The following is a 12,850-nucleotide window of genomic DNA, read 5'->3' on the forward strand; positions in this document are numbered from 1 at the left end:
GGTCCAGCAGCTTTCGCAACATCCATAGGCCGGCGCCGTGGATGTCCAGCGGAAGAACCGTTGGTGGCAATATACGCACTCGATTTCGACGACATGCGTTTTCTTGGCAACCACAAACGGCTTTGGTCGGCTGACCCGCTCCGCTCTCCACTGCTCCAGCTTCGTGATCATGCTATCCCCCGCTCGATCAATTTCCTTCATTGTAGAAAATCCTAAATTTAAGAAAACGCCAGTCCGACTTACTGTGGATAATAACGGTAAGTTATCCCCGATATTCTCTACAAACAGGACACAAAAGGATAGTTTGGCGAATATTGCTCTAACGATATGGAGTTATACTTTCGTTTTCGCTTAACCCATGGGTAGTAACTCTTAAGTATTAGTTACCGGTCCGAAGCGGCGCGAGGGGTTATCGGCATCCTGATTCGCGATTCGCCGACGCCCTGCGTCGTCAAGGCACATTGCAGACGCCACCGATTGTGGTTGCAATCGGCGCTGCACTGGTCGCAGACGAAATCTGACGCTATCTCGGGGTAAAGCGGCTATCGCACGCTCACTGGCGAAAGCCTTATCCAGCAAGACTTGAAGGGGAGCCGATATGCGCAAGGCAATCGTGGTTTGGGGTGGCTGGAAAGGTCACGAACCCGAGGAAGGCGCGCATATCGTCGGGCGGATGCTCGCTGAAGACGGCTTCGAGGTGGAGATCACACCGGATCTCGGCATCTTGGGCTCGCCGACATTGCGCAGCGCAAGCCTGCTGGTGCCGATCATTACCGGCGAGACGATCGAGAAGCCCCACGTCGATTCGCTGACATCGGCCGTCCGCGGCGGCTTAGGCCTCGCCGGCTTCCATTGCGCGCTTGCCACCTCCTTCAAGGAAAGCCCCGCCTTCCACTATCTGACCGGCGTCACCTGGGTCGCCCATCCCGGCAACATTATCGATTTCCGCGTCGCCGTGACCCGCCAGGACGACCCTCTCATGGCCGACATCCCGGATTTCGACTACCGCTCGGAGCAATATTACCTGCACTACGATCCGTCGGTCGAAGTGCTGGCGACCACGACATTCACGGGCAAACATGATCAGGCGACGCGCAACGTCACCATGCCCGTCGTCTTCAAGCGCCATTTCGGCGCCGGCCGCATCTTCTATTCCGCCCTCGGCCATGTCGCGGCCGAATTCGACCATCCCCACATGCCGGTCATCCTGCGGCGTGGCCTTTCCTGGGCCGCACGCCGCTGACCGCATGTGTGAGCCCCAAAAAGCACACGCTGACAGCAAAAACCTAGGGACCAGTGGAAAGGGAGGGCTGGACATGGCCTTCCCGAAAGGGTCCCCTAGGTCTTATCGGGATCAATGGGGGAGAGTTACCATGCATCTACGCCGAAGCGTTTTCGCCTCGATCACTGCTCTGTCTTTCGGTTTCATTGGTATAACGACCAGCTTCGCCGCCTCGCCGCAACCGGTCGAGGCCGAGCACGGTATGGTCGTCACCGCTCAGCATCTGGCTACCGACATTGGCGTCGACGTGCTGAAGAGCGGCGGCAATGCGGTCGACGCAGCTGTTGCGGTCGGGTATGCACTGGCGGTTGTCTATCCCACGGCCGGCAATATCGGCGGCGGCGGTTTCATGACCATCCGCATGAAGGACGGCAAGACGACTTTCTTCGATTTTCGTGAGCGTGCGCCGATCGCCGCCACCAAGACCATGTATCTCGACGACAAGGGTAACGTCGTGAAAGGCGCAAGCACCGAGGGCTATCTCGCCGTCGGCGTCCCCGGCTCCGTCATGGGCTTCGAAACGGCGCGGGAGAAATACGGCACCAAGTCCCGTCAGGAACTGATGGCCCCGGCCATTCGCTACGCAAAAGAAGGCTTCATCCTCAACCAGGCCGATGCCAAGACGCTGAATGACAGCGAGAAGCGTCTGTCGCAAGATCCGGCCGCCGACGCCATCTTCGTCAAGCCGAATGCCGCACCCTTCTCCTCGGGCGACAAGCTCGTGCAGCCGGACCTCGCCAACGCCCTCTCCAGCATATCGGACCAGGGACCGGACGCTTTCTACAAGGGCGCGATCGCCGATCTGATCGTCAAGGCGAGTGGGGCTAAGCATGGCATCCTGGCAAAGGAAGATTTCGAGCAGTACAAGGTGCGTGAACTCGCACCCGTCACCTGCAATTATCGCGGCTACGACATCATTTCCTCGCCGCCGCCCTCGTCAGGTGGCGTCATCATCTGCGAAATCCTGAATGTGCTGGAAGGCTATCCGCTCTCCTATCTCGGCCAGGGTTCGGCTGAGACCGTGCATCTGATGGTCGAAGCCATGCGCCATGCCTATGTCGATCGCAATGCCGCCCTCGGCGATCCTGACTTCGTCGACAATCCCGTGAGCAAACTGCTGGACAAGGCCTATGCCGCCAAGATCCGCGACAGCATCGATCCCTATCGCGCCGGCGTCTCGAAGGATCTCATGCCGAAGGGCATGGGCGAGAGTCACGAGACCACCCACTATTCGATCATCGACAATGACGGCAACGCCGTTGCCGTGACCTACACGCTGAACGGCTCCTTCGGCGCCGGCGTGGTGGCCGACGGTACTGGCATCCTACTCAACAACGAGATGGACGACTTCACCTCCAAGCCCGGCGTACCGAACCTCTATGGCCTCGTGCAGGGCGAGGCCAACGCCATTCAGCCGAAGAAGACCCCCCTCTCCTCCATGAGCCCGACGATCATTGCTAAGGACGGCAAGCCATTCATGGTGATCGGCAGCCCGGGCGGCTCCCGCATCATCACCATCACACTCGAAGCGATCATCAACGTCATCGATTTCGGCATGGATATCGGCCAGGCGATCGATACGCCGCGCATCCATCATCAATGGCTGCCCGATAAGGTCTATACCGAACCCTACGCCCTCTCGCCCGACACCCTCAAGCTGCTGGCCGGCATGGGATATGACGTGCAGGTCGACAAGAGCTGGCCGGTCTGGGGTCAGGCCGCAGGCATCCTCGTCGGCGGCAAGAGCCTTGGCGAAATCAGTGAGGGCGGCGGCGCCCGCTACAACGGCGCCATGGACAGCCGTGCCGGCTCCGGCACAGCCGAGGGATATTGAGAGCTGACAGGCCGTTTCCTCAGTGAAACGGCCGCACCTCGACCGGCGCACGGCAGGCTATGGCCGCCTTTTTCCCCCATGCCATCGCCTCGTCCATGTCAGCGGCATCCAGCACCCAGAAGCCGCCGACATGCTCGCCGGTTTTCAGATAAGGCCCGTCGATGACGAGCACCTGACCATCGGGCCTCGCCTGCAGCGATCTTGCGCTGCTTACAGGATGCAGGCCGCCAACGAACAGCCTGACACCGGCGGCTATCATCTCCTCGTTGAGGACATCGATATCACGGTGCATCGCCTCGTCCTCCGTGGACGGATCGTAGTCGTCAGGATGGTGGATTGCGACCAGATAGCGCGCCATGTCGTTGCCTCCAGGGTTTTCGGCCGGGCCGATCGCCCCGCCGTCACTGTCTAGACGAACGATCGAATCGCGATCCGACAAATTTCCGGGAGATTTTTCCAGCACGGTGCCGATTTGGCCTTTGGCCGGCCGTTGGCGCGAGCGGACAACGCTCCACGACGCCCTCAGGACGGGGCGTTTCTCACGTGAAGACCGATCGCGCACAACCGTTTGCGCTGTTCCTAAAAGCGGATCGTCAGGCCGAGGATGGGGCCCTGCTCGACGACATCGAAGAGGAAGTTGTCCCTGTCGTAATTGACACCCAAGGCGCGGTAGCCTGCCGTGGCAGAGATTGTGTCGTTGAATTTGTATCCGAGCCCGGCGCCGACATCCCAATCAACCTTCGCGCCGCCACCGCCGACCAGGCCCCACCCGGTCCCATAGATATGCGGCGTGAAGAAGTAATTGCCCCTGAGCCCAGCGACCGCATCGACCCAGATTTTTGAAAGGTCGCCGTCGAATCCGCCCAAAAAGCCGCCGTTGAGGGACAGGCTGGTATCGACGGACCAGATTCGCGCACCGCCGACGATATCCAGATGGCCGCTCGGGTCGTCGAGAAGCGCATATCCCACCCCGATCAGGCCAGCAAAGGACTTCGCAGTGACATCGACGCTGTTGGCTATGATGCCTCTCGGCGTCCCTGTGCTATACGATAACTTCGTGTAAAGCACGTCGCCGAAGACGCTGAAGCGATCGTATCGGGCTTCGCCGGTGATCATGGCGGCGAAGTCGAGATGGTCGAAAAGATCGCCAAAATCCGCGCTGACGTGAGCGGGCGGCAGTCTGCCGTGGCCAACATCCCCTGATATTCCGGCGGCCCAGAAATAGGGGGTGACTTCAAAGGTCCATCCCGACGGCGCCTGAACCGCGGCAGGCGCAGGAGCAAGCGGCGTGAGATCAGCCGCCCGCAGGATGGTGGAAGGCAATAGCGCCAAACCGACCGCAACGGCAGCAATAGCCGCATTCTTAAGTTTCATCACTGAATCCCCTCTATCCAATGAGTCAAGGCTATACACCCCGTAGAATCGCCGTCTCTACCCCACGATGTTAGGATGCTCTAATACTACCTGTCCAGCAGCCCACGACACCGTTGCGAAAACGAGTGGCGGTTGTGGCTTTTCTGCCGCAATGCTTCGAGGTTGCGCTTGCGCTAGGAGCCGGGGCCATCTGCCGCCTTGGCAACTGGGCGATCGTCCGGGTTTGCCGTCATGACGCCGAGGGATTGGCTGAGCGCGCGCGCGACGCGATCGGCCAGTTCCTTTTGCACATCTATAAGCGTTGTGGTCGCAAAGGGGCGATCATAGGTTTCGCTCCAGACGACTTGGCCGCTATGTGCGTCCACAAGCTGCGTATTCAGCCGAACCGTGTCGCCTTGCGAACGCAGGCTGCCCCTCACGACATAGGCGACAGCAAGGTGACGCCCGATATCGGTCACACTGTCCTGAACGAAGCCCGGGGGCAGCGAATAAAGTCTCATCGTGTCGAACTGGATCAGGTTGCTGATGAGTTGCTGGGTCAGCCCGGTGGCCAGAAATCGGTCGTTGTCGCTCAGGCTCAGCGCGTCGAAGGGCAGAACGATTATTGCCGGTCCTCCGGCCACAGCGTTGGAGGACCGTGCGCCCATGTCGTTCCAAATCCAGGCACCGGCGGCCGCGGCACAGATAAGGAGGACTGCAAACATGGCGGTAGCCCGTCCGGGCCGCCATTTGCGGCCGTCAGCTTCACGGATTTCCACGGGAGCTGATAGCGTCACCGTTGTCTGGCTTTCTTTTTCCAGGGGGCCTGTGGCGACATCGTTCGGTTCCGCTAGGTTGAGTGGGCGCGATCTTGCACTCGCATCCATCCATTCAAAATGAGGAATATATCCGCCGCGTGGAATGGAAATGCGGATCATGTCACGGCTTCCCTCCCCGGCATAATAGCAGTCGAGATCGCGCCGGAGACGACGGGCTTCCAGACGGACGACAGGGTCCGACTGGGCGTCGAAGGTTTCGTCGCGACCGAACACAGCCCGCGCTATCGGATAGCCCTTGAGGAAATCCGCCCTTCCGTCCAACGTCTCTTCCACGACATATCGAAGCAGCAGACGGCGGCGGGCGCTGGCTTGAAGCGTCGGGTTCGCCAGGATCCGCTCCATTTGCAATCGCCGCTCTCTCGGTGACGGCTCGGCAGCGATCACCCCTTCTTCGTCGCCAAATAGGTTCCGGATAGATGCCATCGATCCCCCCATTGGATGTCCGAGCGACAAGCCGACCCTTCACCACCTGCCCTGTCGTTCGCGACGACCCAGCTTCCCCTAGCGCGAGACACCGCGGGAGTATGCACCTTTTCCGTGTTCACTGGTATAGAAATTTAAGATTAGCTAATATACACCAACACGCCGAGGACAGTGAACAGACCATTTAGCTGCGGGGCGGTGCGAACATGTTCGTACCATTGGCCTTCGCAGTGCGAACCTGTTCGTATCTTGATCCTTTTCCCTCTAATGCGCAGCCTTCGCCCGCGGACCTTTGTCGCCATCAGAGGGCAAGCGTCATGTCGGGACCAGACCTCCTCGTCGCTCGTTGGCCTCACCGCGAGCTATCCATACGCAGGCTGTTTAATAGGAACGTCGATTTTCGAACATTATCCGAGGATTACGAGGAAGCGCTTCGTGCAATGCGGCACTGGCAAGCCGCCGGCAGCGAGCCGAAGGCGGAGGAATACAGCAGCCTGGCGGTGGAGATCGAGGCCGAGATCGAACGCATGCTCGATCTCCCTGCGGGAGGGTCATAGTCGAGGCGGGATGGGCCACGTTTAGGAGCGAAGAACAACGCTCTCCCGGCCGACGTTCTCCCTGCCAATGGGCGCAGTTCAATTTTTGCGCCCCGGATTACTTACGCATTTGCACATCTACGAGTGCGGCGGGCCCAGAAGCCCAGGCAAATCGGATCGAAGCAAATCGGATTGAAACGGGGACCCAAGAGGAGAATTCGATGAACATGAAACAGGGCATGCTAACGACTGCGCTGCTATGCGGCAGCGCGCTGATGTTCGGCGGGCATACGCCCGCACAGGCTCAGGAGCAAACGAAACCCAACATCCTCGTCATCATGGGCGACGATGTCGGCTGGTTCAACATTGGTGCCTATCATCGCGGCATCATGTCCGGGAAGACGCCGAACCTCGACAGGCTCGCGTCCCAGGGCATGATGTTCACCGACTATTATGCCGAAGCAAGCTGCACGGCCGGCCGCGCCAGCTTCATCACCGGCGAGATCCCGTTGCGAACCGGCTTGACGACAGTTGGCCAGGCCGGCGCCGATGTGGGCATGCCCGACAAGGCAGCGACGATAGCATCGGCACTCAAGGCCCAGGGTTATGATACGGGACAGTTCGGCAAGAACCATCTCGGCGACCTTAACAAGTACCTGCCGACGCTGCATGGCTTCGACGAGTTCTTCGGCTACCTCTATCACCTCGACGCCATGTCCGATCCCTACTGGTATTCGTTTCCGGACGACCAGTCCTATCGCGACAAGGTCGGCCCACGCGATCTGATCCACACCTTCGCGACCGATACCGACGATGCGACCGAGCAGCCGCGCTGGGGCCGGATCGGCAAGCAGAGGATAGTCGACGAGGGACCGCTCGCCCCCTATCCCGACATGAGCCACGTGCCGAACATGCACGACATCACGCCGAAGGCGAAATACGACATGACGACGTTCGACGAGGTGCTCGTCAAAGCGTCCTGCGACTTCATGGACAAGGCCAAGACGAACGGAAAGCCTTTCTTCGTCTGGCACAACACCACGCGCATGCACGTCTGGACGTTCCTGTCGCCGAAATATCAGGCCATGATGAACAGCCAGACGAACTACGGTCTCGAAGAGGCCGGAATGGCGCAACTCGACGATAGCGTCGGCGCCCTGCTGAGGTGCGTTGAGGACTCGGGCGACGCCAACAATACGATCATCGTCTTCACGACAGACAATGGTGCAGAGGTGTTCACCTGGCCGGATGGTGGCATGACGCCGTTTAAAGGCACCAAGGGCACGGTCATGGAAGGCGGCTTCCGCGCGCCGGCGATTATCCGCTGGCCGGGACACGTAAAGGCAGGCTCGGTCGAAAACGGCATCTTCTCGGCCCTCGACTGGTTCCCGACGCTCCTGGCGGCAGCCGGCAACTCTGACATCACCGACCAACTTCTGAAGGGCGTGAAGCTCGGAGACGAGACCTACAAGAACCACCTCGACGGTTACAACCAGATCGATCTGCTGCAGGGCAATGGACCGTCGAAGCGGCACGAATTCTTCTACTTCGGCGGCCCGCAGCTCGGTGCCGTTCGCATCGACGACTTCAAATTCCAGTTCTTCCAGCAGCCGCAAGGCTGGCCGGGCGGGAAGGTGACGACCGACATGCCCACCATGGTCAATATCCGGCAGGATCCCTTCGAGCGGACGCCATCGATCGGCGAGCAGAGCCTCAACGATCTGGGCGGCGGCTACATGAACGACTTCTACGCTCGAGAATTCTGGCGGTTCGTATCGGTGCAGGACTTCGTCAAGAAGCTGGCGCTGACGGCGATCGACTATCCGCCGATGCAGGATCCGGCATCCTTCAACCTGGATGCCGTGAAAAAGCAGATCGACGAAGCAATCAAGAAACAGCCGGGCAACTGAGAAAACATCATGACGGGCGGCGTTTTCGCGCCTCCCGTCTTCTTCCAAGCGGCTTCAGAAATGCGCATTCATCCGCCAGCGAAGGGTACCATGATGCCTGAATTCACAGAGATTTTAAGGCTCGTCCGCAGCGCCGCATTCGGCATCGTAGCCTCTCTTCTTTTTCTTGCCTCGGCGCAGGCGCAAAGCGATCCCCTGCCGTCGTGGAACGACACCGCGCCGAAAGCGACCATCGTCGCCTTCGTCGAAAAGGTGACCAAACAGGGCTCCCCCGAGTTCGTTCCCGAGCCGGAACGTATCGCCGTGTTCGACAATGACGGCACGTTGTGGGTCGAGCACCCGATGTATACGCAGCTGGCGTTCGTCCTGGATCGCATAAAGACACTTGCCCCGATGCATCCGGAGTGGAAGGACACGCAACCCTTCAAGGCAGCGATCGAGGGCGATATGAAGACGCTCGGCACATTGGGCGAAAAGGGTGTCGTTCAACTCGTCATGGCCACGCATGCGGGAATGACCACCACCAATTTCGAAAAAATCGTAACCGACTGGCTTGCTGCAGCGCGCGACCCGAAATTCAATCGCCCCTACACCAAGCTCGTCTATCAGCCGATGCTCGAGCTTCTTTCATATCTGCGCGCCAACGGCTTCAAGACGTTCATCGTCTCTGGCGGCGGCGTCGAGTTCATGCGGCCGTGGACGGAGCAGGTCTATGGCATTCCGCCGGAACAGGTGGTCGGCTCGTCGATCAAGACCCAGTTCAAGATGCAGGACGACACGCCGACCCTCTACCGCCTGCCTGAAGTCAACTTCGTCGACGACGGCGCGGGAAAGCCGGTCGGGATCAACGAGTATATCGGCCACCGGCCGATAGCAGCCTTCGGCAATTCCGACGGTGATCTCGAAATGCTGCAGTGGACGACGATGGGAGGTGCGCCTGCGCGCCTTGGCATGCTCATCCACCACACCGATGCGGACCGTGAATATGCCTACGACCGCGATACCGACTTCGGCCGCCTCGACAAGGCACTGAACGCGGCTCCGATAGCCAATTGGACCGTCGTCGACATGAAGGCCGACTGGAAACAGATCTTTCCTCCGAACTGACGATCGATGTGAACAACCACTCTGAAGGTTCCGCATGCATATCGAAGATCACAGGACACCGCCGCGCTCGACTTGAGGGCTAGAGCCGGTGGTTCATGTGTTGAACCCAGTACGAAAAAGGAGCTAAGTCATGCTCACCGGAAATCTGGTACGCGCCACCCTGGTGGCTGGAAGTTTCCTCGCGCCGGCGAGCATTGCGCTCGCGCAGGATGCTGGCACCCCGCCGCCGCATGTCCCGCTTCAAAAGAACATCGGCCAGGTCAAACCGACGGGACCGGTCCCATCGCTCTTCGTCGTCAACTCGGCGGGCGCGACGCTGCAAAATAACAAGCTGACCATGACAGGTGTCGCGGCGAACTCGATCGTATTCGCCGACCGGCCGGTGCGAGCCGCAGGTCATGTAACGACCGAACAGTTCATCATGCAGTGGGACAAGGACAAGGATAACTTCATCAAGGATCCGCCCAACGCCACCATCTCAGTGCTGGGCGGAGACGGCTCCAAGGTCGCCGACGCTGTCGTCGTGCTGAAGGAGCCCAAGCTCGAAGGTGGCAACCTGACATTCGATGTTTCGGTCCTGGAGGGGAGCCTTACCGGTTCAAACGGACCCGCGGCACTCTTCATCGATCGCGGCGGCGGATTCGGAGGGGGCGGCTTCGGCGGTGGCGGCGGTTTTGGCGGCGGCGGTCGCGACTTCGGTGGAGGAGACTTCGACCGCGCCGGTGGAGATTATGCGCGCGTCGGAGACACGGGCGTGTACCACAGCAACCGGACGGGAAATACATATGCATGGCATGGCGATAACTACTGGCACGCTCCCGTCTATCATGGTGCGTGGTATGCCGGCGCGCCTGTTGCGGCCGGCGTAGCCGCCGGAGTGGCCGTTGGAGCAGCCGCTTCACGTCCTTATTACGGGTACCCGCCGTACTACTATAACGGCTATCGGTGCGGCTACTATCCATATCCGCGGTGCTACTGACGACGGTTCGGATACCGCTCCGCCCCGCCGAACCACCTCGTCAGCGAGACCAGGACTTCGACGGCTACGGTTCAAGAAAGGTCAATGCGGCCTGGCCGCCCCAGAAGATGGAGATCAGCAATGCTTGCCAGAAATCTCTCCTGCCTTGCCTTTGCCGTAACCGTGCTTTGTTGCACCGTTATCGGGGCGTCTGCCCAGGAGGCGAATGTCAAACCTCATATACCCCTTCAGAAGACGATCGGACAGGTGACGCCGACCGGGCCGGTTCCGTCGCTGGCGGTCATCAATTCGGCAGGGGCAACCTTGGAGAATGGCAAGCTGACGCTGACTGGCGTATCGGCCAGTTCGATCGTGTTTGCCGACCGCCCGGTGCGGGCAGCCGGTCACGTCACGACCGAGCAGTTCATCATGCAGTGGGATGAAGGGAAGAACAATTTCGCCAGGAACCCGCCGAACGCCACGGTCTCCGTTCTCGGAGGAGATGGCTCGCAGGTCGCTGACGCAGTCGTAACACTGAGATCACCCAAACTCGATAACAATACGCTGACGTTCGATGTTTCCGTGCTTGAAGGAAGCCTTACTGGATTAAGCGGTCCGGCCGCCGTCTTTATCGACAACTTCGACAGCGGCTATGGTGGCGACAGCCGCGATTACGCCGCCGGAAACGACGGCAAAGGAAACTATTGGCATGCGCCCGTCTATCATGGCGCATGGTATCGGAGTTCCTTGCCCAGCATCGCGTCGGAAGCAGAATCCAGTACCGTCCCTCCGCCTTACTATAGCAACTATTATCACAACAACTGCGTCGATGAGCCGTTTGAGCTTTGTTACTGAGCCACACCCACTTCGTCCGGCAATCCCTGACAGCAATCGGCGCTTTCAACCAGGCGCCGTTATTCGCTGGCCTGCAGCCGCCCTCGGCAGTCTTACGAAGGGCGGAAATCGACACTGTTGCAGACCTGCCCACCCATGGCGCTTTTTCGGATTCGTGAAGGCAGCTTTGCGCAATTGTATATAGTCAATTAACCAGCCTGCGCGTATAGAGACCACAATTCACACGGGCTATGCGCCGTCACCAGATTTGCGGTTCTGTCAACCGACCCCACCGCACCATCGAGAGCGAACCCGACAATGTCGGATCAAATGTATCCGGTCGCTGCCAGACAGCGGGCCGCACCTAACTTTCGTACGATAGCCCTTATCGTGGCAAGCGCCATGTTCATGGAACAACTCGACGCCACCGTACTGGCGACGGCGCTGCCGACCATGGCACGGGATTTCGGTGTCGGCGCCCCCGAGATGAGCATCGCGCTCACCTCCTATCTGCTCAGCCTTGCCATCTTCATTCCTGCCAGCGGCAAGATCGCCGATCACTTCGGTTCCAGCACCGTATTCCGGACCGCCATTGGCGTCTTCATGCTCGGCTCGATCCTCTGCGCGCAGGCGCCAACCCTTCTCTTCCTGGTTATCGCCCGGCTGCTGCAGGGTCTGGGCGGAGCAATGATGATCCCTGTCGGCCGCCTCGTTCTCTTGCGCAGCGTGGCCCGGAAGGACCTGGTTTCGGCCATGTCCTGGCTTCTTGTTCCCGCGCTGATCGGCCCGATCCTCGGCCCTCCGATCGGTGGCATGTTCGTGACCTATCTCGACTGGCGCTGGATTTTCTACATCAACCTGCCGATCGGCCTTCTCGGCTTTGTCCTCGTCAGCATTTTCATCGAGGACGTGAAAGGCAAGGCGGACGGCCCGTTCGACCTTCTGGGCTTCATTCTGTCAGGCCTTTCGCTCGGCTCCCTGCTTTTCGGTTTCGAGCTTTCGAGCCATGAGGGCCAGGGATCGCTGTCGATATTCCTGATCGCGATCGGCCTGCTCTTCGGCATCGCCTACCTGCGCCACGCGCGCAAGCACCCTGCCCCGATCATGGACTTCTCGCTGATGAAGTTCACGAACTTTCGTGCCTCCGTCATCGCCGGCTCCCTGACACGCATCAGCCAGGGTGCGCAGCCCTTTCTCATTCCGCTGATGCTGCAATTGGGCTTCGGTCTTTCGGCTGCGTCGGCCGGTCGCGTGGTAATCGCCACCGCGCTCGGCTCGATGACGATGAAGGCGGTGCAGTCCTATATCCTGCGCAAGCTCGGCTTCCGCACCAGCCTGATCATCTTCGGATTGATTGGTACGCTCGGCTACGGCCTTTGCGCGATCTTCCGCCCGGACTGGCCGATGGCGCTGATCTTCGTGATCCTCTACCTCTGCGGCTTCTTCATGTCGTTCCAGTTCACGGCCTACAACACGATCGCCTATGACGAGATCGACAGGGACCGCATGAGCTCGGCCACGAGTTTCTACACGACCTTCCAGCAGTTGATGCTCTCGCTCGGCATCTGTGTCGCAGCGCTTGCCTTGCACGGCTCCATGGCTATTCGCGGCGCTGAAAATGCCGATCTCAACGATTTCTCCGTCGCCTTTATCGTCGTGACCCTGATCGCGCTCACCGCCACGATCTGGAACGTCGGTTTCTCACGCACCGCCGGCGCTGAAATGAGCGGTCACCGCAGGAAGTCCGACGCCGCCAGCGACCACTAGACCCGAC

10 protein-coding genes are annotated in these 12,850 nt (G+C 59.8%); 7 read left to right on the forward strand and 3 right to left on the reverse strand.

The window, feature by feature from the left end:
• Nucleotides 1-598 precede the first annotated feature (598 nt).
• Entirely contained in the window at nucleotides 599-1,243 is a 645-nt protein-coding gene (locus tag DTW90_RS04100; protein WP_132518463.1) for a ThuA domain-containing protein, read from the forward strand.
• Between the two features lie 130 nt (nucleotides 1,244-1,373).
• Nucleotides 1,374-3,116 carry a gamma-glutamyltransferase gene (ggt, locus tag DTW90_RS04105; RefSeq protein ID WP_149336574.1) on the forward strand — a complete coding sequence of 581 codons (1,743 nt, stop codon included), beginning with the start codon at nucleotides 1,374-1,376 and terminating at the stop codon, nucleotides 3,114-3,116.
• A 19-nt stretch (nucleotides 3,117-3,135) separates the two neighbouring features.
• Here the strand turns inward: ggt and DTW90_RS04110 are convergent, their stop codons facing one another.
• The 3 genes from DTW90_RS04110 to DTW90_RS04120 all read right to left on the reverse strand — a co-directional run bounded on the left by DTW90_RS04110 (nucleotide 3,136) and on the right by DTW90_RS04120 (nucleotide 5,731).
• Nucleotides 3,136-3,474, reverse strand: coding sequence for a YciI family protein (locus DTW90_RS04110; protein WP_132518459.1), 339 nt, complete (start codon nucleotides 3,472-3,474; stop codon nucleotides 3,136-3,138).
• 221 nt (nucleotides 3,475-3,695) lie between these two features.
• Nucleotides 3,696-4,490: a hypothetical protein gene (locus tag DTW90_RS04115; protein ID WP_149336576.1), complete on the reverse strand. Its 795-nt coding sequence runs from the start codon at nucleotides 4,488-4,490 to the stop codon at nucleotides 3,696-3,698.
• 173 nt (nucleotides 4,491-4,663) lie between these two features.
• Nucleotides 4,664-5,731, reverse strand: coding sequence for a hypothetical protein (locus tag DTW90_RS04120; protein ID WP_149336578.1), 1,068 nt, complete (start codon nucleotides 5,729-5,731; stop codon nucleotides 4,664-4,666).
• A gap of 811 nt (nucleotides 5,732-6,542) precedes the next feature.
• Here DTW90_RS04120 and DTW90_RS04130 point away from each other — a divergent pair.
• The 5 genes from DTW90_RS04130 to DTW90_RS04150 all read left to right on the forward strand — a co-directional run bounded on the left by DTW90_RS04130 (nucleotide 6,543) and on the right by DTW90_RS04150 (nucleotide 12,843).
• On the forward strand, nucleotides 6,543-8,177 hold the full coding sequence (locus DTW90_RS04130) for an arylsulfatase (protein WP_245512622.1): 1,635 nt from the start codon (nucleotides 6,543-6,545) through the stop codon (nucleotides 8,175-8,177).
• A gap of 93 nt (nucleotides 8,178-8,270) precedes the next feature.
• On the forward strand, nucleotides 8,271-9,284 hold the full coding sequence (locus tag DTW90_RS04135) for an HAD family hydrolase (RefSeq protein ID WP_132518453.1): 1,014 nt from the start codon (nucleotides 8,271-8,273) through the stop codon (nucleotides 9,282-9,284).
• A gap of 130 nt (nucleotides 9,285-9,414) precedes the next feature.
• Nucleotides 9,415-10,263 carry a hypothetical protein gene (locus DTW90_RS04140; RefSeq protein WP_132518451.1) on the forward strand — a complete coding sequence of 283 codons (849 nt, stop codon included), beginning with the start codon at nucleotides 9,415-9,417 and terminating at the stop codon, nucleotides 10,261-10,263.
• Nucleotides 10,264-10,383: 120 nt separating this feature from the next.
• Entirely contained in the window at nucleotides 10,384-11,097 is a 714-nt protein-coding gene (locus DTW90_RS04145; RefSeq protein WP_245512592.1) for a hypothetical protein, read from the forward strand.
• A gap of 297 nt (nucleotides 11,098-11,394) precedes the next feature.
• Nucleotides 11,395-12,843, forward strand: a complete 1,449-nt coding sequence (locus DTW90_RS04150) for an MFS transporter (RefSeq protein ID WP_132518449.1) — start codon at nucleotides 11,395-11,397, stop codon at nucleotides 12,841-12,843.
• Nucleotides 12,844-12,850: the final 7 nt, after the last annotated feature.

This window comes from Neorhizobium sp. P12A, from assembly GCF_008365395.1.
Lineage (GTDB): Bacteria > Pseudomonadota > Alphaproteobacteria > Rhizobiales > Rhizobiaceae > Rhizobium.